At 63.9% G+C, this 25797-nt stretch carries 27 protein-coding genes and 1 pseudogene; 19 read left to right on the forward strand and 9 right to left on the reverse strand.

The genetic code is table 11. The annotated features are described in order from the left end of the window. The first annotated feature begins 26 nt into the window (after positions 1-26). From C8J39_RS10725 to C8J39_RS10750, 6 genes are all read left to right on the forward strand, one after another. Positions 27-956 (forward strand): glycosyltransferase family 2 protein, encoded by a 930-nt coding sequence (locus C8J39_RS10725; protein ID WP_120300396.1) that lies wholly within the window; start codon positions 27-29, stop codon positions 954-956. Further along, on the forward strand, positions 953-2026 hold the full coding sequence (locus C8J39_RS10730; protein WP_120300397.1) for a glycosyltransferase: 1074 nt from the start codon (positions 953-955) through the stop codon (positions 2024-2026). Before C8J39_RS10725 ends, C8J39_RS10730 begins: the two co-directional genes overlap by 4 nt. Continuing rightward, positions 2023-2955 (forward strand): polysaccharide pyruvyl transferase family protein, encoded by a 933-nt coding sequence (locus C8J39_RS10735; RefSeq protein WP_120300398.1) that lies wholly within the window; start codon positions 2023-2025, stop codon positions 2953-2955. Before C8J39_RS10730 ends, C8J39_RS10735 begins: the two co-directional genes overlap by 4 nt. After that, positions 2952-3872, forward strand: coding sequence for a glycosyltransferase family 2 protein (locus C8J39_RS10740; RefSeq protein ID WP_243649903.1), 921 nt, complete (start codon positions 2952-2954; stop codon positions 3870-3872). The genes C8J39_RS10735 and C8J39_RS10740 overlap by 4 nt, the downstream gene beginning before the upstream one ends. Positions 3873-3944: 72 nt before the next feature. After that, positions 3945-4265: an HNH endonuclease gene (locus C8J39_RS10745; protein ID WP_120300399.1), complete on the forward strand. Its 321-nt coding sequence runs from the start codon at positions 3945-3947 to the stop codon at positions 4263-4265. A gap of 107 nt (positions 4266-4372) precedes the next feature. Then, the gene (locus C8J39_RS10750) at positions 4373-5248 is read left to right on the forward strand and encodes an SDR family oxidoreductase (RefSeq protein ID WP_120300400.1); all 876 of its coding nucleotides are present in this window, start codon (positions 4373-4375) and stop codon (positions 5246-5248) included. A gap of 38 nt (positions 5249-5286) precedes the next feature. Here the strand turns inward: C8J39_RS10750 and C8J39_RS10755 are convergent, their stop codons facing one another. Genes C8J39_RS10755 through C8J39_RS10765 form a run of 3 tightly spaced genes read right to left on the reverse strand, consistent with a single transcriptional unit; the run spans position 5287 to position 7315 of the window. Further along, positions 5287-6048 carry a sterol desaturase family protein gene (locus tag C8J39_RS10755; protein ID WP_120300401.1) on the reverse strand — a complete coding sequence of 254 codons (762 nt, stop codon included), beginning with the start codon at positions 6046-6048 and terminating at the stop codon, positions 5287-5289. Continuing rightward, entirely contained in the window at positions 6045-6773 is a 729-nt protein-coding gene (locus tag C8J39_RS10760) for a fatty acid desaturase (RefSeq protein WP_243649905.1), read from the reverse strand. Before C8J39_RS10760 ends, C8J39_RS10755 begins: the two co-directional genes overlap by 4 nt. Positions 6774-6823: 50 nt before the next feature. Then, positions 6824-7315: a sterol desaturase family protein gene (locus tag C8J39_RS10765; RefSeq protein ID WP_404969335.1), complete on the reverse strand. Its 492-nt coding sequence runs from the start codon at positions 7313-7315 to the stop codon at positions 6824-6826. A 341-nt stretch (positions 7316-7656) separates the two neighbouring features. Here C8J39_RS10765 and C8J39_RS10770 point away from each other — a divergent pair, with 341 nt between their 5' ends. Further along, on the forward strand, positions 7657-8514 hold the full coding sequence (locus C8J39_RS10770; protein WP_183037974.1) for a phosphatase PAP2 family protein: 858 nt from the start codon (positions 7657-7659) through the stop codon (positions 8512-8514). Here C8J39_RS10770 and C8J39_RS10775 read toward each other — a convergent pair. Beyond that, complete coding sequence (locus C8J39_RS10775) at positions 8462-9769, reverse strand: glycosyltransferase (protein WP_243649906.1); 1308 nt, start codon at positions 9767-9769, stop codon at positions 8462-8464. The genes C8J39_RS10770 and C8J39_RS10775 overlap by 53 nt on opposite strands. A 263-nt stretch (positions 9770-10032) precedes the next feature. Beyond that, positions 10033-11817: a DUF885 domain-containing protein gene (locus C8J39_RS10780; RefSeq protein WP_404969336.1), complete on the reverse strand. Its 1785-nt coding sequence runs from the start codon at positions 11815-11817 to the stop codon at positions 10033-10035. 470 nt (positions 11818-12287) lie between these two features. Between C8J39_RS10780 and C8J39_RS10785 the strand changes: the two genes are divergently transcribed. The 3 genes from C8J39_RS10785 to C8J39_RS10795 all read left to right on the forward strand — a co-directional run bounded on the left by C8J39_RS10785 (position 12288) and on the right by C8J39_RS10795 (position 14294). Further along, entirely contained in the window at positions 12288-13118 is an 831-nt protein-coding gene (locus C8J39_RS10785) for an alpha/beta hydrolase (protein WP_404969337.1), read from the forward strand. 88 nt (positions 13119-13206) lie between these two features. Beyond that, on the forward strand, positions 13207-13401 hold the full coding sequence (locus tag C8J39_RS10790) for a hypothetical protein (RefSeq protein WP_120300406.1): 195 nt from the start codon (positions 13207-13209) through the stop codon (positions 13399-13401). After that, the gene (locus C8J39_RS10795) at positions 13401-14294 is read left to right on the forward strand and encodes an alpha/beta hydrolase (protein ID WP_120300407.1); all 894 of its coding nucleotides are present in this window, start codon (positions 13401-13403) and stop codon (positions 14292-14294) included. The genes C8J39_RS10790 and C8J39_RS10795 overlap by 1 nt, the downstream gene beginning before the upstream one ends. Before the next feature lie 165 nt (positions 14295-14459). On the opposite strand, the gene C8J39_RS10800 is transcribed toward C8J39_RS10795, so the two are convergent. Then, positions 14460-15185, reverse strand: coding sequence for an SDR family oxidoreductase (locus tag C8J39_RS10800; protein ID WP_120300408.1), 726 nt, complete (start codon positions 15183-15185; stop codon positions 14460-14462). Positions 15186-15337: 152 nt separating this feature from the next. Here C8J39_RS10800 and C8J39_RS10805 point away from each other — a divergent pair, with 152 nt between their 5' ends. From C8J39_RS10805 to C8J39_RS10835, 7 genes and pseudogenes are all read left to right on the forward strand, one after another. Beyond that, positions 15338-16234 carry an AraC family transcriptional regulator gene (locus C8J39_RS10805; RefSeq protein ID WP_120300409.1) on the forward strand — a complete coding sequence of 299 codons (897 nt, stop codon included), beginning with the start codon at positions 15338-15340 and terminating at the stop codon, positions 16232-16234. A gap of 238 nt (positions 16235-16472) precedes the next feature. Then, a complete protein-coding gene (locus C8J39_RS10810; protein WP_120300410.1) occupies positions 16473-16805 on the forward strand; it encodes a hypothetical protein in 333 nt (110 codons plus the stop codon). 214 nt (positions 16806-17019) lie between these two features. Next, positions 17020-17304 (forward strand): hypothetical protein, encoded by a 285-nt coding sequence (locus C8J39_RS10815; protein WP_056481342.1) that lies wholly within the window; start codon positions 17020-17022, stop codon positions 17302-17304. 3 nt (positions 17305-17307) lie between these two features. Next, positions 17308-17622, forward strand: a complete 315-nt coding sequence (locus C8J39_RS10820) for a DUF1488 family protein (RefSeq protein ID WP_120300411.1) — start codon at positions 17308-17310, stop codon at positions 17620-17622. A 45-nt stretch (positions 17623-17667) separates the two neighbouring features. After that, positions 17668-18653: pseudogene (locus C8J39_RS10825) on the forward strand (aldo/keto reductase). Next, a complete protein-coding gene (locus tag C8J39_RS10830) occupies positions 18650-19483 on the forward strand; it encodes an SDR family NAD(P)-dependent oxidoreductase (RefSeq protein ID WP_120300412.1) in 834 nt (277 codons plus the stop codon). The pseudogene C8J39_RS10825 and the gene C8J39_RS10830 overlap by 4 nt, the downstream one beginning before the upstream one ends. Positions 19484-19622: 139 nt before the next feature. Beyond that, complete coding sequence (locus tag C8J39_RS10835; protein ID WP_120300413.1) at positions 19623-20978, forward strand: serine hydrolase; 1356 nt, start codon at positions 19623-19625, stop codon at positions 20976-20978. 28 nt (positions 20979-21006) lie between these two features. Here the strand turns inward: C8J39_RS10835 and C8J39_RS10840 are convergent, their stop codons facing one another. The 3 genes from C8J39_RS10840 to C8J39_RS10850 form a co-directional block, all read right to left on the reverse strand. Beyond that, the gene (locus C8J39_RS10840) at positions 21007-22020 is read right to left on the reverse strand and encodes an acetamidase/formamidase family protein (protein WP_120300552.1); all 1014 of its coding nucleotides are present in this window, start codon (positions 22018-22020) and stop codon (positions 21007-21009) included. Between the two features lie 10 nt (positions 22021-22030). After that, on the reverse strand, positions 22031-23920 hold the full coding sequence (locus C8J39_RS10845) for a gamma-glutamyltransferase family protein (protein ID WP_120300414.1): 1890 nt from the start codon (positions 23918-23920) through the stop codon (positions 22031-22033). A gap of 131 nt (positions 23921-24051) precedes the next feature. Next, positions 24052-24264, reverse strand: coding sequence for a hypothetical protein (locus C8J39_RS10850; RefSeq protein WP_120300415.1), 213 nt, complete (start codon positions 24262-24264; stop codon positions 24052-24054). A 67-nt stretch (positions 24265-24331) separates the two neighbouring features. On the opposite strand from C8J39_RS10850, the gene C8J39_RS10855 reads away from it, so the two are divergent. Then, a complete protein-coding gene (locus C8J39_RS10855; RefSeq protein ID WP_310793818.1) occupies positions 24332-25243 on the forward strand; it encodes an oxygenase MpaB family protein in 912 nt (303 codons plus the stop codon). Positions 25244-25309: 66 nt separating this feature from the next. Next, positions 25310-25699, forward strand: a complete 390-nt coding sequence (locus tag C8J39_RS10860) for a barstar family protein (RefSeq protein WP_120300416.1) — start codon at positions 25310-25312, stop codon at positions 25697-25699. Positions 25700-25797: the final 98 nt, after the last annotated feature.

The raw sequence follows: 25797 nt of genomic DNA on the forward strand, positions 1-25797 counted from the left end.
CCCCAATTCCAAGCAGAGCCATCATCATGACCAAAGTTTCCGTCGTTACACTGGGCAAGGGGCGTCCAGACCATCTCGTCAACGTCGTCCGCGGGCTGATGCGGCAGACGCTGATCCCGACCGAACTGATCGTTGCGGTGATGCAGGACGACCTGTACGACCTGCCCGAGGCGCCGTTTCCGATCCGCCAGATGCAGGTCGTCGCCGACACCCTTCCCCTCGCCTCCGCACGCAACGTCGCGGCCCGCGCGGCGACCGGCGACGTCATCGTCTTTCTCGACATGGACTGTATCCCGACGCCCACGCTGCTGGCCGATTATGCCGGGTTCCTCGACACGTTCGACGGGCTGCTGATGGGCGAGGTCCTGTACCTGCCGGGCGGTGCGACCGACGGCGACTGGCAGTATGACCGGTTCGCCGAGATCGCGGTAAAGCATTCGGACCGTCGCGGTCCCCCGCCGCAGGGCATCGAGATCTGCACCGACTATCGCTGTTTCTGGTCGCTCAACTTCGCGATGCGACGGACGACGTTCCTCAATCTCGGCGGCTTCGACGAGCGCTATGTCGGCTATGGCGGCGAGGATACCGATTTCGGCAAGGCGCTCGACGAGGCCGGCGTGCAGATCGCGTGGATCAAGGGCGGTCTGGCCTATCACCAATATCATCCGCACCACATGCCGCCGGTGCACCATCTCGACAGCGTCGTGCGCAATGCCGAACTGTTCGAGACCAAATGGGGCTATCGGACGATGGGCCATTGGCTCCAGGCGTTCCGCCTGATGGGGCTGATCGACCCCACACCGGGTCGGCCGATCCGCATCCTCCGCCGCCCCGACGCCGCCGATCTCGCACTGACCGGCCAGCAGAGCCACCAGCCCTATGCCAATACGGCGACCGTCATCCGCCTGCTCGAAGACCGATTGGCGGCAAGCGAGAGAGCCGCGGCCGCCGAATGAGGATCGCAGTCCTCTGTCATGTCCGCCAGCCGATCGCCCAACCCTTTGCTGGCGGGATGGAATCACAATGCTGGCATCTGGCGGCAGGTCTCCAGGCGCGCGGCCACGATGTCGTGCTGTTCGCTTCAGGGGACAGCGATCCGCACTTCACGATCGATGCGGTGATCCCGGAGCATTACGAACGCACCTTTCCGGGTGCCGAGCACCGCGGCTTCGCGCCGCTGATCGCACATCTCGACGACGGCTATGCCGCGGCCTGCGACCGGATCGCCGCCGGTGGTTTTGACGTGGTGCACAATAACAGCCTGCACCGCTTCCCGCTCGAGCCGGCGCGGACCGCGTCGGTCCCTACCGTCACGTCGCTGCACGTCCCGCCCTATGACGCGCTGCGCTGGTTCGTGCACGCCAGCGTCACGCCGACCCACCGCCTGACCGCGACCTCGGCCCACCAGCTCGCCGCGTGGTGGCCGGACGGCCCGCCACGCGAAGCCTCGGTACTGCACAATGGCATCCACCTAGATGCGTGGCCGTTCGTTGCGCAAGGCGATGGCAGCGCGGTCTGGTGCGGCAGGATGACGCCCGATAAGGCTCCGCATCTGGCAGCGCAGGCGGCGCGGCTGGCCGGCGTCCCGCTCACGCTGTTCGGACCGATTGAGGATCGCGACTATTGGGAAGCCGACGTCGCGCCGCTGCTGGACGGCAGCATTCGTTATGGCGGACATCTAAATGCATCGGCGCTTGCGGCGGAGATGGGTCGCGCTTCGGTGTTCGTGTTCACGCCGTGCTGGGACGAACCATTCGGCCTGGTCGCGGTCGAGGCGATGGCGTGCGGCCTGCCGGTGGCGGCGTTCGACCGCGGCGCCTTGCGGGAAGTCATCGGTGAGACAGGATGTTTCGCACCGCCCGGTGACGTTTCCGCACTCGCTGACGCCATCACGACGGCCATCCAACGTCCCCGCGGCCCGCAGCGTGATCGGGTTGAGACGGCCTTCACCCGTGATCGGTGGCTCGATCGATGCGAGGACCTCTTCCGTGACGTGGTCGATCACGAACAAGGGCGGCGCGCATGACGGTCAGCGACCATCTGGGAAAGCAGCGGGCGCTGCTCTCCGCATTATACCGGACGCATGTTGAGCTTGGTTCGCGCTATGCGCTGGTCGACTTCCCGGATCATGCGAACGTCGGCGACAGCGCGATCTGGCTCGGCGAACTCGCAATGCTGCGGAAGATAACGGGGCGCGATCCGTGCTACGTTTCGACCTGGCACGATTTCGATCTCGATGCCTTTCTTAGCGCCTGTCCCGCCGCCATCCTGTTTCTGCATGGCGGCGGCAACCTCGGCGACATCTGGCCGCATCACCAGCGGTTCCGCGAGGACATCCTGGCAAGGGTCCGTGACCGACCGGTCGTGCAGCTACCGCAGTCGATCCATTTTCGCGTGCCTTCCGAGGTGGATCGGTTCGCCGCGCTGGTCGGAGACCATCCCGACTTCGTCCTGTACGTCCGCGATACGCGCAGCCTCGACTTCGCACGCAAGCATCTGGCCTGCCCGTCACATCTTGCCCCGGACTCGGCGTATGCGCTCGGCGAGCAATTGCGCGCCGCGCCGCAATGCGACGTGCTGATGTTGATGCGCACCGACGACGAACGGCAAGGCTATGCACTGCCGTCGGCCGATCCCGCGACCGTCGTCGATTGGCTGGAAGACGACGCCCATCTGCCGGTCGGGGTCAATGCCAAAGCACGCGAAGCTCAAGCCGTCGCCCGCGTCGGCCGCGGGCTGCGGTTGCTCGCCCAAGGCCGAGTCGTCGTGACGGACCGGCTCCACGGCCACATCCTCGCCGACTTGCTCGGTATTCCGCATGTCGTTCTCGACAACGACTACGGCAAGATAGCCGCATATCTCGACGCCTGGCCTGCCCCGGATGCGATCGTGACGAGGGCCTCGACGATCGGCCATGCCATGGTTCTTGCCAAGCAGCTTGTCGGCGCGCGGTGACTGCCGCCATCGACGTCAGCCTGCTCGTCTGTACGCGCAATCGCGCCGGCTCGCTGGCGGCGACGCTAAAGTCCGTGGAGCGCGCGGCAGCGAATGCCAGAAATACGACCGTTGAGGTCGTTCTGGTCGACAATGGCTCGGTCGACAGCACGCCGCAGCGACTGGCGGAATGGCAAGCCGGGCAGACTTTCCCCGTCCACCTCGTCCACGAACCACACCCCGGGCTTGCCCGCGCGCGCAACGCTGGGCTCGCGCACTGCACCGGGCGCATCATCGCGATGACGGACGACGACTGCGTCCTGCATCAAGACTATTTCGCGGCCGTCTGCGCCGCGTTCGAAAGGGCCAGCGGACCGGCGATCATCGGCGGTCGTATTCTGCTCGGCAACCCGGCCGATCTCCCCGTCACGATCAAGCTTGAAGACCATCCCATGGTCGCGCCGTCGCACGGGTTTCCGGGCGGGTTCATCATGGGGGCAAACCTGGCGTTCACCTCGGATGTCCTGCGGTTGACGGGATGCTTCGATCAACGGTTCGGCGCCGGCGCGCCATTCGTGTCCGCGGAGGATACGGATTTTCTGTTCCGTGCAGCGGGCCTCGGCGTCGCGATACTCTACGACCCACTGATGGTCGTCGATCATCATCACGGGCGCCGTGATATTGAAGACGAGACTCGATTGCTGGCAGGCTACAGCTTCGGCGACGGCGCGCTGTACGCCAAGTATCTCGTCTCCGACGGACGCGCACTTCGCGCCATCGTCGAGGATATTCTTGCCGTTCGCTTCGACTGGACGCGGCCTGTGAAGACGCATGCCGGCATCAAGCGGTTCTACTGGTTCCGGCTGCGCCATAAGGCCCGGGGCTTGGTCTACTTCTGGTGGGTCGCCCTTCGGCGAAGCATGTCACGTTTCGTCTGATAAGCCACTGCACCTGCTGTTCTTTCCCCCACGATACACCATATTCGAACCATGGGCGGACGTGTGAAGCGGATGGCAAGACTATTGGAGGCGGAGGCGCGGACGATCGCTGCTGAAGATGCCGGGCGATGCGGGCTGTGCGAGCGGCCCTTGGGGCGAAAGGTGGAATGGCATCACCGCATTCCGAAAAGCCGGGGTGGTACGGAGGTCATGCCGGTTCATCCGATCTGTCACCGCATCATTCACGCCAGCGTTTCGAACCAGGATCTGGCGACGACGTTCGCGGACCTCGATGTCTTGAAAGCGCGCCCGGATATCAGTCGCTTCCTGCGCTGGATCGCCGACAAGCCTGCGGACTTTCACGCACCCACCCGCCGCGCCGATATCCGCTGAGTGCACCCGCCTCGATTGTAGATCGTCATCGGTAACAGTCTTTTGTCGGCGGCACTTAACGGTCGGAGGACCGTTCGTTCAGCGACCCGAACAGCAGGACGCTTTCCATGACCGATGATCCGCGCATCAGCCACCCGACGAGCTTTCCCGGCGAACCGCAGCAGCCCCGCCCCGGGCTTGTCGCCAACATGAAGACCAAGCCCGATCACGGCGAGGAAAGCTATGTTGGCAAGGGGCTTCTCAAGGGTAAGGTCGCGCTCATCACCGGTGGCGATTCCGGCATCGGCAAGGCGGTTGCCATTGCCTATGCGCGGGAGGGCGCGGATGTCGCGATTTCGTACCTCGCCGTTGAACAGGACGACGCCGAGGATACGCGGGGCTGGGTGGAGAGAGCGGGGCAGCGCTGCCTGCTGCTACCGGGCGACATTCGCGACCGGGATCACTGCGTCACGTTGGTAAAGCGCACCGTCGAGGAGCTCGGCGGGCTCGACATTCTGGTGAACAATGCTGCGGCGCAGACGATGAACGAGGATCTGGACAGCATCGACGACGACGAGATGCAGGGCGCGTTCGCGGCCAACGTGTTCGCGATGATCCGTCTCGCGAAGGCCGCAGCACCGCACATGAAGCCAGGGTCGGCGATCGTGAACACCACCAGCGAGCAGGCCAAGGTCGCGACCAAGAGCATGATCGTCTACGCCGCGACCAAGGGCGCGATCTCCAGCCTGACGGTCGGGCTGTCTAATCTGCTCGTTGCGAAGGGTATTCGCGTCAACGCCGTGGCGCCCGGCCCGATCTGGACGCCCATCCAGCCCATCGCGAAGTCGCCGGAGGAACTGGAAAAACTCGGCCAGGATACGCCGCTCGGTCGCGCAGGACAGCCGGCCGAACTTGCTCCGGCGTATGTCCTCCTGGCGTCGTCGGAGGGGAGCTACATGACCGGTGCAGTGATCGCAGTCACCGGTGGTGTGCCGATCAACTGACGAACGAACGGGCGCTTCGGCGCCCGTCCATCGTCAACCTAAGAGTTCGCCACTTCGACGCGACGCGCAGCGCGCGCATGCTCTTTCGTGAAATCGCCGACACCGCGGTCGGTGTGGCACAACCGGTCCCAATGGCGGAAATACAGGCCGTAGTTACAGCCATAGAGTTCGTGGTGCCGCTGGTGATGGCTGGCCGTGATCAGCCACCCGCCCAGCGGCCCGGTCCACATGAACCGCGGGAAAATCTCCCATCCCATGTGGTTCGTGACCCCCATCACCGTCATGATCGTGAGCACGATACCGAGGCCGGCGATATGGATCGGAACGAAGAACACCAGCAACGGAATGACCACCGCGCCGGTCAACGCCTCGATAGGGTGAAACGCCATCGCAGCCCATGCCGTCGGCGGACGGCTGGCATGATGCAGCGCGTGCGCCAACTTGAACGGTTTGGGACGATGCATCCAGCGGTGCGTCCAGTAGAACCAAGCATCGTGCAGCAGCAGATACAGGAACACCGAAACCGGCAGGTACCAGAGCGGATAGGCGTGGATGTCGGAGTACACCTGCGTCCAGCCATGATGCTGCCATCCCCACGCGACGACGCCGGCCGGGATCCCGTAAAGCGCTGCGGACGCCAGGCTCCAGATGATTTCGCGACGGACCTGCGGGTCCAGCCCGAGGTACAGCCCCGGATGCTTGCGGACCGTGATCCACGCGAACGCGCCTGACACGAGGAGATAGCGAACGCCGACGATGACGGTCATCGCGATGGCGGAGAGAATGATGGCGAGCGTCATGCTTGATCCTCGACGACCCGGCGATGGGCGGCTCGCCCGGCAAGGGCGCGGCGCCGCGACGGAAGCCCCCACCACGGCGTTCCCGGCGAAAGATGATGCTCGTGATGATAACCGCCGAAGTGGAAGCAAGTCAGTAGCGACAAGACCGGGCCCACATCGATGCTGTGCGCGCGGTGTGAATCGGCAAAGGGAGTCTCGCGTTCCCTGTGCGGCAACCACGTCCCAAAGACGAACAACTGTGCCACCGCACCCAAGGCCGGTAGAGCCCAGAAGATGACGATGTTGCCGAGCGGTGCCCCAAGCAGCAGCGTATAGATCAGCGCGACCACGGTGATCCGGATGATCTGCCCGTGGGAATAATAGGTCTTGAAGAACTGCAGGAACCAGCCACCGAGACTTGGATCGCCACCGTGAAAATCGGGATCCCCCGCCCTCCCCGTTTCCTTGTGATGCAGATGATGCTGCGGCAATAGGGATGCATAGGACAGGCAGGCATAAAGCGACAGGCAGGTCGCACCGATAGCGCGGTTCAGTCGTGGCCGATCGGGTGCCAGCGCCCTGTGCATTGAATCATGCGCGACGATGAACAGTCCGGTACTCAGCCAAGTCTGTACGATGACCATCACGATGGCCAAGAAAATTGTATCCGCGCTCCATCGCCAGAAGAAAATACCCGTTACGTGGATCGCCAGCCACGCCACGACGATCGCGGCGGACAGCGACACGCCGACACGCGTCTGGTGCCTCAGGACCTCCGATTGGCGAACCGTCCCGCTCACTTCTTTGCATCTGCCGAGACGAGGTTTCCCGCTTTGTCAGCACGTATTGCGCGTCGCTGCGGATCGGCGTTCGCGCGCAGCTGAGCTTTCAGTACCGCAGGCTTCCGCGCGAACAGGAATCCGTGGCTGACGGTACCGTCCTTGCCCTCTACCGCGTGGTGCAGTCGATGTGCCTGCAGCAGGCGCTTGAAATACCCTTGCTTGGGCACCCAGCGAAAGCCGCCGCGCTGGTGCACGAGCATGTCGTGCACGAAGGCATAAATGCCGCCGTACACCGTGATGCCGAGTGCTGCCCACCACAGTGGTTCCCACCAGAGCCCGACGACGAACAACACGATCGGCACGATCGCGAAGATGATTGCATACAGGTCGTTCTTTTCGAACCAACCGTCATGGTCTTCGTGATGCGACTTGTGCCAGCCCCAGCCCCAGCCGTGCATGACATACCGATGCGCCGCCCACGCGAAGCACTCCATGAACAACACCATGAAGACGACGATCGCGAGTTTCTCGAACCAGGTCACTTTGCGCGATCGCACGAATTGACGGTGGACGGGTGCAGCGAATTCAGCATGATGCCCACATAACCGTTACCCGCCGGCTATGCGAGGGCGCTCCGCGACAAAATATCCCGAGCCGGTGGCGTCGAAGCCATTCTCCGCTCCGGACCACGTCGTCTTTAGATCGCGTGATGTCCATGTAATGTGGTCGAAATCGATCTGCCTGGGCACCGCATGGCGGCACGCTGCGTTCGACCGGTATGATTGCCCCGTTGTTCCGCGCCGACCACCGAGAGACTCCCTCCTGGGTCTTGATCGGGGCCATGTTGATGAGCTTCCTCGTCGCCCAATATCATCACCGCTTCACCGTGGATCCGATCCGAGCGGCTCCCGCGATGGCAGCGGTGATGGCGCTCTCCCTCGCGCTGGCGATCGGCAAGTACACCGCGCGGCCGCGTCTCGTCGCCGGCGCGCGAGCGTTTCTCCAAATGACGCTGTTCACGGTGCTCGGCGTCGTTCTGGCGTATGCCCTGGCAGCAAACGCAGGGCAGTTGTGGGATGCCCGACTGGCCGCCGCCGACCGCGCGATTGGTTTCAACTGGCCGGTCGTGTTGGCGTTGCTCGACAAGTCCCCTCCTTTGATTTGGCTGCTTGGACTGGCGTATCACAGCCTCACCTTGCAGATGATCGTCGTCATCGTAGCGCTGAGCGGCATGGGGAAATTCGGCACCCTGAGGACGATGGTCTGTGCCGCGATCCTGTCCGGTTTCGTCACGATACTGATTTCGGGCCTTACTCCAGCCATGGGCAATCTGTTCGATCCGTCCAGGTACGCACATCTCTGGCCATCCATAGCCTGGCTTGAACAGGAGCTGATATCCGGGCTTCGCGATGGGTCGCTACGCGTGCTAGATCTCACGATGCTCATGGGAATCGTCAGCTTTCCCAGTTTCCATGCGACGCTCGCCGCCATCTTCATCTGGGCGTTCAGCGCGATGCCCCGGGTTGCGGTTCCGGGCCGGGTATGGGCGATATTGACGATCGTCGCGACACCGGTCTTCGGCGGTCACTACGGGGTCGACGTCATCATGGGGCTGTTTCTCGCACCACCTGCCATCATTGCCAGCCGCCACATCATGCGGCGCAGGCGGGCTCCCCATCTGATGGACTCAGCCCTGCCGGCATAGCGTCGACATCGTCGAAGAGGGCCGAATCGACCAGCGCGGCAGCCTCGGCAGCGCCCCCGGCCCCCGCCATTTCAGCAGCGAGCAAATTTGCCGCGTGGCGGTACGACGGATCCGACAGCACGAGCCGCAACGCCGCTTCGAGGCCGCCCTTGTCTGCTTCGGCGGGCGATACGATACGAGCCGCCCCGATCCGCTTCAGTCGCGCGGCCGTAGCGGGTTGTTCGAATGCCAGCGGTACCGCAACGATCGGAACGCCGGCGGCCAGTGCGTCCAGCACGGTATTGAACCCGCCGTGCAAAATCGCCGCCGAACATTGTGGCAGGATACGGGTCTGAGACCAGAATGCCCGGACCAGGGGCCTCCCGGGTAGCGAGGTGACTTCGGCCTCGCTCAGCCCGCCACCATGCGCGACTACCGCGCGAGCACCGACTGCGGCACAGGCAGTTGCCATCGCGGCAAACAACGATCGGCGCGCGCCCTGCAACGATCCCAGCGAACAGAATATGAAGGGTCGGCCGTCGTCTTCCGGAAGATCGACGTCAGCTTCGTCCAGCCGCCACGGCGCGCCGTATCGGAAGTTCTGTGGCAATGCCGCCCGCGGGAAATCCAGACCTGCCGGGCATTGTGCGACGTGGAGGCGGTCCGACCATTGTTGCCTAGGGTCGGAGTCAAGCTTCCACCGGCGCGCATAGGACGACACGACTTTCGCGATCGGCCGCATCAGCAGGTCGCTGACGGCGTACCCACCATTGTTGCGACGAAGGCCAGCCGCAGTGGGACGATATTCCCACCCGAGAAACGGTGGCGGCACCATCGGCTCTCTGAGCAAGGGCAACCCGGTGACGGCTGTCACAAACGGCAGTCGGAGATGTCGTGCCACCAGCGCACCGGCCGGCTCGACGGAGTCGGCGAGTACCGCATCCACCCCAAGTCTCGACAGTGCCGCCGGAAGAGCCTCCAATAGCAGTTCCGTCACGGACGCCGTGCCGCGGATCATCCTGGTCAGTCCGACAGGGCCCGATGGCTGCGCCAGCTTCCGGTAATATGCTGCCAACAAGCCTTTGCAGTCCGCCGGGTGGTCGAGCGCCGCAAAACCGACACTACCGTTAGGCACTAGCGAGGCGACGTCGGCCAGATGGACTATCGTGACTCTACGCCCCGCTTCGACGAGCGATGTTCCCAATGCCACCAGCGGATTGATGTGCCCGGCCGTTGGCGGCGCGATGATGGCGATATGTCGCCGATTGACCGTCAATGCCGTGGAGCTTCCCGTCGCCGTCTCGTTTGACCGCTTACTATCAGCATGCAGGCGACCAGCGATAGCTCGATTTTGCGGGGTAACCCACTACGCTTGCTCCACTGATCGTAGTCAACGCGTGTTCAAATACAGGCGTTCAGACGCTTGTCCCAGAACTCGCGTGCTGGTCTGGCCTCACCAAATTCTGACCTTTGGACTGCTAACCGAGCGGCGAGGTTCGTCGATCCACCCCTCGTCGCGTGGTAGCCTTGGCGTAGGTCTCAGGCCACCCCGATCCAAGCATCGACCTGTTCCGCCAGTACCCCGAGCGGCAGCGCGCCATGCGCCAGCACAACCTCGTGAAAATCGCGAATGTCGAAGCGCGCGCCCAATGCGGTCTCCGCTTTATGCCGGAGTGCCGATATACGCTGCTGGCCCACCATGTAGCTCGTCGCCTGGCCAGGGTTGTTGATGTAGCGATCGACCTCCTTGACCACGTCGCGTGCCGAAAGTGGCGCATTCTGGGTGAAATAAGCGATTGCCTGATCGCGGCTCCAACGCTTGGCGTGCATGCCCGTGTCGAGCACCAGGCGACACGCGCGCCACACTTGCAACGCCAGCATCCCCAGTTCCGAATACGGATCGCGATAGGCGCCCATCTCCTTGGCGAGCCGTTCCGAGTACAGGCCCCAGCCTTCGGTATACGCGCCATAATAGCCGAAGCGGCGGAACTTCGGCACGCCAATCAGCTCCTGTGCGCGAGCAATCTGGAAGTGGTGCCCCGGCGCGCCTTCGTGATGGGCGATCCCCTCGACCTGAGTCTTCTGCACCTGCGTCATGTCCGCCAGATTGACGTAGAAGATGCCCGGCCGCGAGCCATCCGGGGCGGGCTGATCGTAGAACGCCACTGCGGCAGTTTCCTGTCGCCACGTCTCGACCGCGCGTACCTCCAGCGGCGCCTTTGGCAGTCGGCGAAAGAAGCGAGGTGCGGCGGCCATGGTCTGCGCGATGGCCGTGCGTGCGTCGGTGAGATAGAGTTGACGGCCAGCATCGGTGTTGGGGTATTTGAACTTCGGATCGGACCGCAGCGCCACGAATATATCCTGCAACGATCCGGTGAAGCCGGCCCGTTGCATCACCGCCGTCATCTCGGCGTGGATCGATCGTACCTGATCCAGCCCAAGCTGGTGGATTTGCTCCGCTGTCATGTCGGTAGTCGTGTAATAGGCGAGCCGCGCTTGATAATAGGCGTCGCCGCCGGGCAGGCTCCACGCGCCGTCATTGCCCTTGGCGAGTGGCTCGATCTCGTCGAGCGCGGCAAAGAGTATGTCGAAGCCTTGGCGGAAAGGCCCCTTCAATGCCGCGACCGCATCCGCGATCAGCGCCGCCTTGATGCTCTCGGACACGCCAAGCTTGCCGACCTTCGCCTTGAAATCGGCGATCAGGCTGCTGTCCGCGCCACTATCAAACGGCGCTCCGGTGATAACTTGGCGGGCATCGCCACGGGCAGGCGTGAAAACCATCTTTGGCGGCACGATACCCTTGGCCGCCTGTTTGCGCATGGTTGCGGCGACCTCGCGCATGACGCGCAGGGAATCACGCAACCGCGCCACATAGGCGTGAGCGTCGGCTACCGTGGCGATGCGGTGCTGGTTGATGAGGAAAACCGGGATGTTGCCCGCCGGGCTGCCGTTCGTCGATACCGGGAAGGCATAGTCGCGGAACGCGAACTGGCGGCGATCCGTGGCGACCTGCGCTTCGAACAATCGATAGCTCAGCCGAGCATCGGGTCCAAGCCGATCGACCGAGAAGCCGCGTCGCAGGTCGGCGAGTTGCGCATCCTGCAAAGCTTGCGCGCGCCGTGCGGCAGCGTCGGTATAATCATCGAGCCTGTCGTAGTTGGTTTTCAGGCCAAGGCTGGTCTGTGTCTCGGGACTGAGCGCGACACTCGCATCGAACGCGGCGTCGAGAAAGCGCAGGAGCCGCGCATCGTCATCGGCGGTCCCGGTTGCCGCAATGGCGATCTGTGGGTCGATCAGCGGCAGAGCGGCGCCCGCCATCAGCATTCCTACAAACGCGCGCTTGGTGAGCATCACAGAGCCTTTCTATCAGTTGCGGACCAGCGCTAGCCGGCACTTTGCATCACCGCAATGATCAACACTGCCGAATATCGGGAGCCGAACAGGAGATCGTTCGCAACGCGCGATGACCTTGGGGGGAGATGTTCAGTAGACCTTTGATGCCTTCCAAGTCCTGCCATCTGGACGGCTCCCATGGCGGCGATCATGTGATCCCGAGCACTCTAACTTTCGCCAGTATTCAAGGTAGACGGGTTACCGGGGAAACCTGTTCAGAATTCATTGTACTATGGTAGCGCTATCTATATCGTCACGAAAAGAACGATAAAAATGGGAGAGCGAGTATGGGATTCGGGTTCCGCATGAACGCCGTTCGTCGATGGGTGGGACACGCACTTCTGTGCCTGTCCAGCCTGCTGATTGCCTCGACCACGCCGGCACTGGCACAGACCGACAAGATGGCGCCTATCGCCACTCCGGCGCAGCCCGACGCCATCGCGCTTGGTACCGGTAAACTCCCGGGGGCGACCGCACCGGAGGCGTGGCACAGTCAATATGGCAGCGTGTTCGCCCGCAACGTTACCGTTGCGACCCTCACCCCCTTCCTGCCGGATCCCGACAAGGCCACCGGAACGGCGGTGATCGTCGCACCGGGCGGTGGATTCCAGACGCTGTCGATGGAGAACGAAGGCTGGGACGTGGCGCGTGCACTTGCCGCCAGAGGCGTCGCTGCCTTCGTCCTGAAGTATCGCCTGAACCCAACCCCGCAGAATCTTGCAACATTCGCGCGACCGGTGCCGCAGGGTATGCGCCTGCCACGTCCGAACGCTGCTGCGATGATGGCGGGCCTTGCGCCGCAGATCGCGGATGCGAGGGCGGCGTTCGCCACGGTCCGCAGGCGTGCGGGCGAATGGCATGTCGACCCCAGCCGCATCGGCATGGTCGGATTTTCCGCAGGTGCAATGCTGACGATGGCAACGACCGTCGCCGGGCAGGATGCGAAGCCGGCCTTCATCGGCAACATCTACGGTCCGCTCGCCGCGATGACGGTGCCGGCCGACGCGCCGCCGATGTTCGTTGCGCTCGCGGCGGACGACCCCTTCTTCGGCAATGGCGGCTATGGGCTGATCGACAGCTGGCGTGCGGCCAAGCGCCCGGTCGAGTTCCACCTGTTCGAACAGGGCGGTCACGGCTTCGGCATGTACCCGAAGACCACCACAAGCACGGGTTGGTTCGATGAATTCACCCGCTGGATGGCGATGCACGGCTGGCTGAAACCGGCGCAGTAAACTCCGTCTGACGAGTTTTATGACAGTTCCACCGGAGAGCCGCGCAACCAAGCGCGCCACCGGCCACGATATTCGACAGGAGAGACGTGTGTCCCGCAAGAGCATCGCCACCGCCATCGCTTCGGTAAGCCTCTGTGCATTTTCCAGCGAGACATACGTGCAATCGCTGACGGTGAGCCCTGCCGAAACGCTCGAGACGCAGGCGTTGAGCGTCATCGTCGGCCAGAACCAGTTCAGCCCGATCCGCTTCGCGGCGATGGCCGCGACCGCGGAGGTGAAGTGATGCGCACCCTTTTCGCCACCATTGCGCTGCTGGCCTCGGCTACCGTCGCAACCGCGTCATTGGCTGGACAGGATCCGGCGCCAGAGCAGCCACACCGCTACACCGCGATCAAGCTGTGGCCCAACGGCGCGCCCGGGTCGGCGGCACGCCGCGGCGAGGCGGAGATCGGCCGCGACTATTGGGTCCGCAACATCCATGATCCGTCGCTGCTCGCCTTTCCCGCCGACGTAACGAACCGCAACGGAGCCGCGATCGTGATCATGCCCGGCGGTGGGCACAAATTACTTGTATGGACGAACGAGGGCACGAAGGTCGCGACCGCGCTGAACCGCATGGGGGTGACCGCGTTCGTGCTCAAATATCGCCTCGCGAACGAGCCCGGCTCGAAATATTCGGTTGAAGGCGATGCTGCGGATGACGCGCGGCGCGCGATGCGCTGGGTCCGAGCGCATGCTGCGGACTATGGCATCGATCCGGCACGCGTCGGTGCGATGGGCTTTTCGGCAGGCGGCGAACTCGTGTCGCTGATCGCGGACAATCCCGAGCCTGCCCGACGTCGACCCGCCGATCCGACCGACCGTCAGTCCGCTCGCCCCGATTTCCAGGTGTTGGTCTTCCCCGGGCCACGAGGAATCCCAGCGACCGCCATCGCCAACGCGCCCCCAGCGTTCCTGGTCGCCGGCAGCCGCGATCCTTGCTGCGCAGCACCGACGGTCACGCTCTACGAGCAGTTGCGCAAGAGTGGCGTATCGGCGGAACTTCACATGTATGCCGACAGTGGCCACGCGTTCAATCTCGACGAGTCGAACCGGATCTCGATCCTGCACTGGCCGGATCGCCTGCAAGACTGGCTAGCGGATGGCGGCTGGCTTTCGCCCCGACTTGCGAAATAAGGGACGGATGATTTCGTTTTTGGGGCCGATCATGCCGGGCGACGATCCGCTTTGTCCAATGTGAACTGACATTGATGGTTTTCGATGACCTATTGACGAGACGGTCGTCCACCTGATCAGTCCGGGGGACAGAAAGTCCGCCCGGACTGAGTTTGGCACCGCCGCCTACATGCCGGCTGCGGTCGGGCGGACGATGACCTCGTTGATGTCCACCCCCTCGGGCTGCTCCAAAGCGTAGCGGATCGCGCGTGCGATCGCGTCGGGAGTCAGCGACTTCTGCCGCCACGTGGTCAGTGCAGTGGCAATATCAGGTTCGGAGATGTCGTTGCCCAGTTCGGTTGCCACGACCCCGGGTGAAATGATCGTCGTGCGGATATCGTCATGCTCCTGCCGCAACCCTTCGGTGATCGCCCAGACTGCGTATTTGGTGGCGCAGTAGACCGCGGCGCTCGGCATCACGAAATGCGCGGCGATCGATGCGACGTTCACGACGTGGCCCGCCTTCTGCGCGATGAAGCGAGGCAGCACGGCGGCAATCCCGTTCAGCACGCCGTGAACGTTGACGTCGATCATCCGCGTCCACTCGTCCTGCTTCAGCGCGGCGAGGGGTGACAGCGGCATCACGCCGGCATTGTTGATCAGCACGTCCACGCGCCCGAACCGCGCTTCAGCGGCATCGGCGAACGCGGCGAAGCTTGCCGCGTCGGTCACGTCCAGCACCTGCCACGCGACATTCGTGCCGAGTTCCGCCGCCAGCGCGTCGAGGCGATCGGTCCTGCGCGCACCGATGAAAAGGCGCGCGCCCTTGGCCGCCAGTTCGCGCACGGTGGCCTCGCCGATACCGCTGGAGGCGCCGCTGATCAGCACTGTCTTGTCGATGACGTCGTTCATGATGGTTCCTTTCGTGTCGCCTCGAAGGCTGGACACAGATGGAACCGGATTGCCGACCAGCGTGAGACCGATCCCCCGCAATGCTTGCACGATCCTCCAAAACGGCCTCACCGCCGCTTGTGAGAACGGCTGGCAGCGGACACAGTCCCTCGATGAGTACGATCGCAGACCTCGCCACGCTGGTTGCGCGCCATGTCCCGAGAACCGGCATGGTCAGCACGCCAATCCATCGACTATCGCTGTTCCGGGCCGATGAGCCGACTGTGCCCCTGCCCGCCGTGTATGACGCGTCGCTTTGCATAATTGCCCAAGGTGCCAAGCGAGTCTCGCTCGGCGGAGAGAGCCTGCTCTACGATGCCGCGCATTACCTGCTGGTCTCGGTCGACCTGCCGCTCGTCGGACACGTCGTCCAGGCGGATCGTGACGCGCCGTACCTCTGCTGCAAGATCGACATCGACCAGTCCGTGCTGGCGGACCTCATCCTGGCGGAAGGCGGCCGGGCGCCGAAAGCCGATCTGCCGGCGCTCGCGGTCTATCGCAGCGACGACGATCTGGTCGACGCGGCGTGCCGACTGATGCGGCTGCTGGATCGGCCGGACAGCATCGCTGCGCTAGCGCCGCTGATCGAACGGGAGATCCTGTACCGTTTGCTCGTGGGTCCCCACGGGGCTGCGCTTCGCTACATGGCAGTGGCCGACAGCCACCTCAATCAGGTCAGCCGCGCTATCGCCACAATCCGCACCGGATTCGATCGGCCGCTCCGCATCGGGGACATCGCCACCGCCGCGGGTATGAGCCCGTCGTCACTCCATGAACACTTCAAGGCGGTGACGAAAATGACGCCGTTGGCGTATCAAAAACAATTGCGGCTACAGGAGGCACGACGCCTGATGCTGTCAGGGAACACGACGGCAAGCGGCGCAGGTTTTGCCGTGGGCTATGAAAGCCCATCGCAGTTCAACCGCGAATATGCGCGCCTGTTCGGTGCCCCTCCGCGTCGTGACATCGAGCAACTCCAACTGAGCGGCAATCTACTGACGCCCGTGTAGCCTCACTCCACTGGTTCGGCGATTTCTACCCGCTCGACAACGGCGCCGATCGCGGTTGCGAAAACGGTGATCGCCGAACAGTTCCAGGTTCGAGGCGCCCGGCCAATCGCTAAGACTTTGCGGCAAAGCTATTCTCTTGTCGGCGGATCATCGCGCCTCCGATCTTGGCGGGAGCGATGGCCTGCGCCTTTCGCCCCCCGGTCTCGAACGATACAGGTCAGGAACGGAGGAGACGAGCATGACCGCAAACACGATGAAGGTAGACGACCAAGCCAAGATCGACCTGTTCCAGGTTATCGCGCCCATCGTAATGCAGTATCTCGCCGCGAACTCCCCGGATCGAGCACTGATTGCGGATGACATCATCGACTTCTTTGCGCTGTCGATCGCCGCGGTGATCGAAAACGACACGGATCTGTCGACCCCGCAGCATCTGCGAAAGGCCGGTGAGGCAGCCGGGAAGCATATCGCGCACTGGGTCAGGCTTCTGAAGCTGGATCACGAACACGGCGGCATGTCGTTGCTGGCGATGACGATGGGTACGGTCGCGTCCGACGAGGCTCAGCGATAGCCGCCCAGTGGTTCCCATCGTTTCATTGCGTCGGCCAGCCGGCGACACCCGCAGCCGTCGATTTCTATTAGCTATTGCTGAACTACGTCGCGGCTTGGACCTGCCGCCGACGCGATCCGTCCGGTCGATATGCGAATTACCTGGAACCAGCCTTCGAAGGTGAGCGCTTGAGCCATCAGGAAGCCGGCACTCCCGGTCAATTTGGGATTTGAGCATGACGGAAGCGACCTGGGGCGACGATGCGAAGACGCCGGATATCGACTGGCGGATGAGTGCTGCGTTGGAGAACGTGCCGCGTGGGGACGAGAACCTTGCCGAGGTAACGAGCCTTGAGGGCGCTGTGCGTACGTGGATGACGCTCGATCCCGAGCATCGCGACGCTGCCGTGCTTACGCCGGAGCACCCTTTGCAAATCGACGGTGCGGCCCATGCAACCCTCGCTGGCGACGGTATCGCCGCGCTGGCCGAGCGGCTGCCTAGCGCAAACGACGAGGGCTGAGCCATGGCACCTGCGAGCGTTCGCTTCGAGCCGGGCGAGTATGAATGGCTCGCCGAACGGCACGGCGTCCTGTTCCTCGGCCACACCGATCTCGGCATGGTCGAGTTCCTGATCACGAGCGAGGCGTTGACGGAGTTCATCAGTCCGGACCTCGACGGCATCGACAGCGATACCGCGATCGAGACGTATGGGGAATTCGAGTCCGACATACACCGTATCGCGCGGCGGGAGTTCGTCAGCCGGCTGGGCGGGGAGCCCCCGGTCCTGCTCACGGCCGCCGACGTTTGGGACGAACCTTCGCAATCCCGCAGGCCGTAACCCTTCGCCCGACAATCATATTGCCCGCCAACAAGGACTGATCTGATGGAAACCCGCAAACTGGGCCAGCAAGGCCTCGAAGTCTCCGCGCTAGGTCTCGGCTGCATGGGCATGTCCGACTTCTACGGGAGCCGCGACGAGACGGAGTCCATTGCGACGATCAATCGCGCGCTGGATCTCGGCGTGACGTTCCTGGACACCGCCGACATGTACGGCGTTGGCGCCAACGAAGAGCTGCTCGGTCGCGTGGTACGCGAGCGCCGCGAGTGGATCGTGGTCGCGACCAAGTTCGGCAACGTCCGCGGGTCGGATGGCAGCTTCAAGGGCATCAACGGTCGCCCGACTATGTGCGGTCGGCCTGTGACGCGAGCCTGAAGCGGACCGGGCTCGATGTCATCGACCTGTACTATCAGCATCGCGTCGACCCCGACGTGCCGATCGAAGAGACCGTCGGCGCTATGGCCGATCTCGTCCGCGCGGGTAAGGTCAAGTATCTCGGCCTGTCCGAGGCTGCCCCCGCGACGATCCGCCGAGCACATGCCGTGCATCCGATTACCGCGTTACAGACCGAATATTCGCTGTGGAGCCGTGACGTCGAGGACCAGATTCTGCAGACGGTGCGCGAACTGGGGATCGGCTTCGTGCCGTACAGCCCGCTCGGTCGCGGCTTTCTTACAGGCCAGTTCAAGACACCCGACGATCTTGACGCTGGCGACACGCGCCGCAACCATCCCCGCTTCCAAGGCGAGGCGTTCCAGAAGAACCTCGATCTCGTCGCCGCGATCGGCACGATGGCGGCGGACAAGGGCTGCACGCCGGCCCAGCTCGCGCTTGCATGGGTATTGCGCCAGGGTAAGGATATCGTGCCGATCCCGGGTACCAAGCGGCGCAAGTATCTCGAGGACAATCTAGGCGCGCTCGACGTGGAGCTGAGCGATGCCGATCTCGCCCGTATCGATGACATTCTCCCGCCCGGCGCGGCGCAGGGGACGCGCTACCCAGACGCCTCGATGGCGAGCATCGACGCGTGAGCGTTCCGTCTTTCGCGGCGATCGCACCGGGCAAGCTTGCGGTCGTCACGGGAGCGGCCGGCGGCATTGGACTGGCCGCTGCTCGCGCCTTTGCGGACGCGGGCATGCGGGTGGTTCTGGTCGACCGTCCCGGTGAAGCGCTGGAGCAGACCGCGTCCTCGATAGACGGCGCGGTTGCGCTGTCCGCCGACGTCGCGGATCGTGCCGCGATGGCCTCGCTGGCAAAGGAGGTGGTCGACCGTCACGGTCCTGTATCGGTGCTGATGAACAACGCCGGCATCGGCGGGGGCGGTGACGTATTTGCCGACCCAATAAAGTGGGACGAGGTGCTCGGCGTCAACCTGATGGGCGTGATCCACGGCGTCCAGGCCTTCGTCCAGGCTATGGTCGAAGGCGAGGCCCCTGCCCTCATCATCAACACCGGCTCCAAACAGGGCATCACGCAGCCGCCCGGCAACACTGCCCACAACGTCAGCAAGGCCGGGGTGAAAGCGCTAACTGAAGGCCTTGCTCACAGTTTGCGCGAACGGACCGGAAGTCGGGTCAGTGCCCATCTGCTTGTGCCGGGCTTCACCTGGACCGGGATGACGGCTGGTCGACTGGCCGAGAAACCGCCCGGCGCGTGGACACCTGAACAGGTCGTGGCGCTGATGATGGACCGCGTGGCAGCGGGCGACTTCTACATCTTGTGCCCGGACAACGAGACAACGTCCGAACAGGATGCGAAGCGTATAGCGTGGGCGGCGGGGGACCTGATCGAAAACCGCCCCGCCCTGTCGCGCTGGCATGCGGATTGGCGCGATGTCTTTGCGGTATTCATGCGAGACTAGGCGCTTGCTGGGGGACCTGCACGGCAAGTCATCGCTGCCGTGCCGGTCTCCGCTGGATGCGCTTGACCGCGCCCCTCTCTTTACGCGCATGACCGAGAAACGGATTGCCGATCTGGTTGCGTGATGGAAGAATGCGGTCATGCAGATACTTAAAGCGGCCGGTCTCGCCCTCCTCGCGTCAGTTCCCGCCAGTGCGCAGATCGTCGCACAACCCTCGGCAGGAACATACCAGCGTGCCGTGGCGGCCGGTTACAAGGCGGCACTCTATTGCTCAGGCATCTTCAATGCAGGCCGTACGCCGGAGCAGATCGATGCCGATGAGTTGGCCGGCATCTATCCTGACTATGAGAAGATCGTGCCGACGCTCACGGCGAACGTCGACCGCACCCGCCAATCCGTCTCCGTAGGGTTCGATCCGAAGCTACCTCCGAGACGCGCGGAGTGGACTAGCGGGCATGGCTGCGTGACGTTGCCGATCGGCAGCACGGCACCATCTAGCCGCAAGTCGACCGCGACACCGTCGATTCGAGCAGCCGATCCTCGTCGCTGGCCGCAAGGTGACGCTGGCATCGCACCGCGCCCATCGCCCACGCTGGCTGGCGCGGTCGGCAAGGCATTCGGGACCACCTACGGCGTCGGCACCAAGACCGTCGGCGTAATCGTCGTGAAGGACGGCAAAGTTCTTGCTGAGCAATATGGCCGCGGTTTCGGGCCGTTCGTGTCCAACCGGACCTGGTCGGTCGGCAAGTCGATCGCCGGCACGCTCATCGGCCTGAACAACGCAGCCGCGTTGAAGGCCCCCGCCGCTGTGCCGCAGTGGAAGGCCGGCGATCCGCGTCATGCCATCACGCTCGACAATCTCCTGCGCATGGGATCCGGCCTGCACAGCGACACCGCCGGCAATCGTACCGATGCGATTTATTTCGGCGGGACCACGGTGGACGAACAGGCGGTGTCATGGCCTTTGGAGGCCCTGCCCGGCACACGCTTCCGCTACGCCAATAATGATATTCTGCTCGCGGTCTATGCCACCCGAAACGCGATCGGAGAGGCCCGGTACCGGGCGTTGCCGGGCAGCCTGTTCGGTCCGCTCGGCATGGCCCACACTGTCGCCGAGACGGACTGGCACGGCAATTACATCCTCTCCAGCCAGGTCTGGTCGACCGCCCGCGACCTGGCGAGGCTGGGATTGTTCTGGTCGCAGGACGGCGTCTGGCAGGGCAAGCGCCTGTTGCCGGCAGGCTGGATGCGCACCATGACGACGCCGAGCGGACCGCAGCCGTTGAGCGGACCGGGCTATGGCGCGACGATGTGGCTGTTCGGCCCCAAGCAGGGCTTGCCCGAAGGCAGCTACGCCGCGCAAGGCAACCGGGGACAGTATGTCATGGTGATCCCGTCCCGGCATCTGGTGGTGGTCAGGCGGGGCGAGGACCCCGGCGCTGCGCGGTTCGACATCGCCCGCTTTGCCGCCGAAGTTGCCGCGGCGTTACCGTAAACTTGTCAGGCGGAGTCCGCCGTGGCCGCTAGCGCTTCGTGAACACCGCCTTGGGCAAGACGACGTGGACGCCCTTGTTGCGGTCGACGAGTTCGGTGATCTCGACATCGCCTGCGACGCTGATCAGCATGTAAGCATCGTCGCGCGTCATGCCTTTTTCCGCGACGAGGAAATCGATCATGTTGCGCAGCGCCTTGCGGGTCGCATGGCTGAGATCGTCGTCGAAGCCCATCGCGATATAGGCCTTGGGCGTCTCGGCGCGCGGATAGGTGATTGCCGCCTTCTTGTGCAGTACGAACTCGAACGTCCCGGTCAACGAGGTCTCGAGAGCGGTGATATCGACTTCGCCATTGCCCTGCGCGGCATGGCCGTCGCCGACCTGGAACAGCGCGCCTGGGGCGTAGACGGGGAGGAACAAGGTCGTCCCGGCGACGAGCGCCTTGTCGTCCATGTTGCCGCCGTTGATCGTCGGCGGCGCGCTGTCGTAGCGTCCGAACGACGGCGGCGGCGCGACCCCCATGCTGCCGAAGAACGGTGCCAGCGGCACTTCGACGCCGGGCGCGAACAGGCCCACCATGCGCTTCGCGTCCAGCGGCACGATTTTCATCCGCGCATAGGGAAAATCGTCGGTCAGGAACCCCGCCCCGTAGCGGAACGCGTTATAAGCATAGGGGATCGCCAGATCGACTTTCCGAATGCGCACTTCCAGCATATCGCCGGGTTCAGCACCGGTGATCGCGATCGGTCCGGTCAGGATATGGCCGCCGGGGCCGCGCGCGTTGACCGGGACACCGTCATAGACCGCACGCAGCGCCGGTTCGATCTGCGCGGGCGCGACGCCGGCCTTTTCCAGTCCCGCCGGACTGTTGGTCAGCAATGTGTGGATCACCACCGTGTCGCCCGACCGGATCGTCAGTACCGGCTTGTCGGTGGCATCGTAATGCCCCCAGGCAACCGTTTGTGGCGTCGCCTTCAATTCGTAGGTCGCGGCGCCCGTGGGCATCGCCACGGAAGCCAGAGCGGCAAGGATCAGGTAGCGCATCGTCATCCCCTCAATAGGCCAGAGCGCAGCCGTCGGCGCGCATCTCGCTCGCGGCGGCATAAACGCGCGTGTCACCGTCCATGCGGTGCTCGACGCATTCGTAGCGACCAAAACCCCCGTCGGGCTCGCCGATCGTCCAGCCGATCTCGGCCAGACGCTGCTTTGTGGCGGCAGGTACGCCCGATTCCAGCCGCAGCAACCCTCGTGGGCCTAGCCCGGCGCTGTCTTCCCCCATCGATTGCGACGAGCCCTCGTGGTGCCAGCGCGGCGCATCGCCCGCCGACTGGATCTCGAGGCCATAGTCAACGCGGTTGACGATGATCTGCGTCTGTCCCTGCGGTTGCATGTCGCCGCCCATCACGCCGAAGCTCATCCAGGGATCGTTCCCGCGCGTCGCGAAACCGGGGATGATCGTCTGGAACGGCCGCTTGCCGGGCGCGTAGATGTTGGGGTGACCGTCCCTCAGGCTGAATAGCTGCCCGCGATCCTGGAACATGAAGCCGAGACCATCGGCGACCAGTCCCGACCCCATGCCGCGGAAATTCGACTGGATCATCGATACCATCATGCCGTCCTTGTCGGCGCAGCTGAAATAGGTGGTGTCGCCGTGGCTGGGCGCTTGGCCGGGGTGGACGGGATCGAGGATCCGGTCGCGGCGGATTAGTTTCGCGCGCTCGCGGGCGTACTCCTTGGATACCAGCCACTCGACCGGGACCTTGCTGAAATGCGGGTCGGCGTAGAAGCGCGCGCGGTCTTCATAGGCGAGCCGCTTGGCTTCCGCCTGCAGATGGATCGACAGCGGCGACTGGAAGCCTGCGTCGCCGAGATCGAAGGTCTCGAGGATGTTCAGCATCTGCAGCGTCGCGATGCCCTGCGTGTTGGCGCCAAGGGCGTGCACGTCCACGCCGCGATAGCCCGTCTTATGTGGCTCGATCCATTCCGATCGATGCGCGGCCAGATCCTCAAGGCGCAGCCAGCCGCCGATCCGCTTGAAGTAGCGATCGATGACACGCGCGATCTCGCCGGAATAGAACGCATCACGCCCGCCCGCTGCGATCGCGCGATAGGTGCGGGCGAGATCGGGATTGCGAAACACCTGCCCGATCGCCGGGCCCTTGCCGTCGGCCAGGCCATAGGTCCTGAGGGCGTTCGCCGTTTCCTCGATGCCGTTACCCGGCCGGCGGAATGCCGCCATGCTGCGCCGGATGTAATAGGCGATGATGTCCGGCACCGGCGCACCCGCCTCGGCATGCGCGATCGCCGGCTCGAACAACTGCGCCCAGGGCAGCCGGCCATAGCGTTGGTGCATCGTCCACCAGGCATCCACCGCCCCCGGCACCGACACCGACACCGCACCCAGCGGCGGCAGCGCCCCGCCGCGTGCCCGCGACCGCACCGTTTCCAGGCTCAAGCCGCGTGGCGACGCGCCCGATCCGGCGAGCCCGACGACCTTGCGCTGCTTCGGATCCCAGATCATCGCATAGGCGTCACCACCGATGCCGCTCGATGTCGGCTCCAGGAAACCGAGACACGCGTTGATCGCGATCGCGGCGTCGACCGCCGATCCGCCTCGCCGCAGAATGTCGATCCCCGCCTGTGTCGCTAGCGGATGCGCAGTCCCCGCAGCGCCGTTGAGGCCATAGGCTGCGGTGCGCGAGGCGAAACTGGCGCCGACCGGGCGATCCCCCGCCGCCACGTCGGGACGAACGAAACGGTCCTCCCCCGCAACCCAGCGCGGCGGAAGAGTTACCGTCGTTGGCTGCGGCGCACCACCTTGTCCGGGCCCCGGTGCCCCCTGCTTGCCCGGAACGCCGGGTCCGGCCTGACCGCCTTGTGCCATACCGATGCCCGGCAGCAATGCGGCCCCTGGCAAGGCGGCAATGAAAGTTCGACGACGCATAGAGGACGCTCCCGGTGCTGATGCCCGATCTTCGCTGGCTCCGTGTGCGAGTTCAAGGGGTTGATGGCGTCCGCGTCGCTACAGCGCCCGTACACCAAAGCTGACTCCGTCAGACACCGTAGTCGCAGCGCCTAACCGTCGCGCGGGGCGCGGGCGATCACGGCTTGAGCGACACGAAGACGTGCCTTCCAGATCTTGACCGAAGGATGCCCGGCAGCGAGGCCGACCAGCCGCCCCTCGATCTGCGTGACCTCTCGCTTGGCTGCATCAAGCTCGGTCGCTGTCGGTGCAGGCTGGATATTGGCGCGTGCGTGCGCGCCGGTGCGTCCCTTGCTCTTTGTCATGGAAAACGCGATGGTCTCAGATGGGAGCGGCCGTCAACATAAGACGGCATCTATGACAGGTCCCAGCATGTCGATGACCTATCCGCCGTTGCTAAATACGGGCTCGGGCGTTCGTGACGGCATGAACGACAGCCTGCTATCGATCCGTGACCAGACCAAGACCGGCATCGTGCGACAGGTGCGGACTCTGTTTAATGACCAGGCTCGTGGCGAGGAGCCGGTGAAGCGGAGCGATACTGCACTGTTTCCGCTCGATTCCATGATCTGGCGTGTGCATGGCGATGTTGTCAGCATGATGGTAGGCGGCGTGTCCGCGTTGCTGCTCCAGATGCTGCATCCAGCCGTTCTAGCAGGAGTCTGGGACCATTCGAACTTCCGAACCGATATGCTCGGCAGGCTGCGGCGCACTGCCCGATTCATCGCTGCGACCACATATGGCGAGCGCGCGGAGGCAGAGGCGGCAATAGCGCGAGTCCGCGCGGTCCATTCGCACATTGGCGGCGCGCTTCCCGACGGTACGCCCTACCGTGCCGACGACCCCGGTTTATTGGCATGGGTCCATGTATCCGAAGCGTGGTCCTTCCTGGCTGCCTGGCAACACTACGGAGATCGTCGACTGACGCTCGCGCAGGAGGATCTCTACTACGCCGAGTTCGCGAGCATTGGTTCAGCATTGGGTGCCGACGCCCTCCCGCGGAACCGTGCGGGCACAAATCAGGCGCTTCGCAATATGCAGCCAGCGTTGATCGCAGACGGTCGCACGCGCGAGGTCGCGCGATTGGTGCTCGATCAGAAACCGGGCAACCCACTGGCAATACCGCTTCAACGAACCATCGCCCAGGCGGCGGTAGACCTTCTCCCGAACTGGGCACGTCGGATGCATGGCCTGCGAGCGTCGCCGGTATTCATGAAACCCGTCGTTCGGTCGGGTACGCGACAGGTGGCGAAAACGTTGCGCTGGGCCTTTGACGGCAACTGAAGCGGGAGGCGCAGAACTGGCGAAGCTCGTTGCTACCCATCGACGGTATGGTCCGGGAGTAATTTGATGAAGACGTTGACCATCATCGGCCGGAATATCAGCGATATCCCGACCTTCTACGCCGAGATAAACCGGGTGTTTATGGCCAAGGAAGATTGGCAATTAGGCGAAAGCCTCGATGCGCTGAACGACCTGCTCTATGGTGGCTACGGCGCGATCGAGGGGCGGGAAAAGGTTCGTATCGTCTGGCAGGACGTTGCGGCCAGCAGAGCGGCACTCGGTGTCGAGACGACCCGAACGTTCCTCGCCAGAAAATTGCAGCGACCGGCTGGCTTCGACGTGGATGCGATTGGTCGCCAGCTGGACGCGCTCGACCGTGGCACCGGGCAAACCTATTTCGAGATCATCGTGGAGATCATCAGCGATCATCGGAACATCGAGCTTGTTTTCGCTTGATGCGCAGCGATCGACTTCGGTTGGCGAGCATGCTGCCTTGATGCGCGGCGCCGGCGAGCACCAAGCCGTCCTGCCATGCGCCGATGATGATAACGCCT

The sequence above is a fragment of the Sphingomonas sp. PP-CC-1A-547 genome (assembly GCF_003610375.1).
Classification (GTDB): domain Bacteria; phylum Pseudomonadota; class Alphaproteobacteria; order Sphingomonadales; family Sphingomonadaceae; genus Sphingomonas.

Excerpts from the sequence above, each read along its gene's own strand:
- C8J39_RS10725 (WP_120300396.1), top strand. The coding sequence starts at position 27 with ATGACCAAAGTTTCCGTCGTTACACTGGGCAAGGGGCGTCCAGACCAT.
- C8J39_RS10730 (WP_120300397.1), top strand. The coding sequence starts at position 953 with ATGAGGATCGCAGTCCTCTGTCATGTCCGCCAGCCGATCGCCCAACCC.
- C8J39_RS10735 (WP_120300398.1), top strand. The coding sequence starts at position 2,023 with ATGACGGTCAGCGACCATCTGGGAAAGCAGCGGGCGCTGCTCTCCGCA.
- C8J39_RS10745 (WP_120300399.1), top strand. The coding sequence starts at position 3,945 with ATGGCAAGACTATTGGAGGCGGAGGCGCGGACGATCGCTGCTGAAGAT.
- C8J39_RS10750 (WP_120300400.1), top strand. The coding sequence starts at position 4,373 with ATGACCGATGATCCGCGCATCAGCCACCCGACGAGCTTTCCCGGCGAA.
- C8J39_RS10755 (WP_120300401.1), bottom strand. The coding sequence starts at position 6,048 with ATGACGCTCGCCATCATTCTCTCCGCCATCGCGATGACCGTCATCGTC.
- C8J39_RS10765 (WP_404969335.1), bottom strand. The coding sequence starts at position 7,315 with ATGGTGTTGTTCATGGAGTGCTTCGCGTGGGCGGCGCATCGGTATGTC.
- C8J39_RS10770 (WP_183037974.1), top strand. The coding sequence starts at position 7,657 with ATGAGCTTCCTCGTCGCCCAATATCATCACCGCTTCACCGTGGATCCG.
- C8J39_RS10780 (WP_404969336.1), bottom strand. The coding sequence starts at position 11,817 with ATGCTGATGGCGGGCGCCGCTCTGCCGCTGATCGACCCACAGATCGCC.
- C8J39_RS10785 (WP_404969337.1), top strand. The coding sequence starts at position 12,288 with ATGGCGCCTATCGCCACTCCGGCGCAGCCCGACGCCATCGCGCTTGGT.
- C8J39_RS10795 (WP_120300407.1), top strand. The coding sequence starts at position 13,401 with ATGCGCACCCTTTTCGCCACCATTGCGCTGCTGGCCTCGGCTACCGTC.
- C8J39_RS10800 (WP_120300408.1), bottom strand. The coding sequence starts at position 15,185 with ATGAACGACGTCATCGACAAGACAGTGCTGATCAGCGGCGCCTCCAGC.
- C8J39_RS10805 (WP_120300409.1), top strand. The coding sequence starts at position 15,338 with ATGAGTACGATCGCAGACCTCGCCACGCTGGTTGCGCGCCATGTCCCG.
- C8J39_RS10810 (WP_120300410.1), top strand. The coding sequence starts at position 16,473 with ATGACCGCAAACACGATGAAGGTAGACGACCAAGCCAAGATCGACCTG.
- C8J39_RS10815 (WP_056481342.1), top strand. The coding sequence starts at position 17,020 with ATGACGGAAGCGACCTGGGGCGACGATGCGAAGACGCCGGATATCGAC.
- C8J39_RS10820 (WP_120300411.1), top strand. The coding sequence starts at position 17,308 with ATGGCACCTGCGAGCGTTCGCTTCGAGCCGGGCGAGTATGAATGGCTC.
- C8J39_RS10835 (WP_120300413.1), top strand. The coding sequence starts at position 19,623 with ATGCAGATACTTAAAGCGGCCGGTCTCGCCCTCCTCGCGTCAGTTCCC.
- C8J39_RS10840 (WP_120300552.1), bottom strand. The coding sequence starts at position 22,020 with ATGCGCTACCTGATCCTTGCCGCTCTGGCTTCCGTGGCGATGCCCACG.
- C8J39_RS10845 (WP_120300414.1), bottom strand. The coding sequence starts at position 23,920 with ATGCGTCGTCGAACTTTCATTGCCGCCTTGCCAGGGGCCGCATTGCTG.
- C8J39_RS10850 (WP_120300415.1), bottom strand. The coding sequence starts at position 24,264 with ATGACAAAGAGCAAGGGACGCACCGGCGCGCACGCACGCGCCAATATC.
- C8J39_RS10855 (WP_310793818.1), top strand. The coding sequence starts at position 24,332 with ATGTCGATGACCTATCCGCCGTTGCTAAATACGGGCTCGGGCGTTCGT.
- C8J39_RS10860 (WP_120300416.1), top strand. The coding sequence starts at position 25,310 with ATGAAGACGTTGACCATCATCGGCCGGAATATCAGCGATATCCCGACC.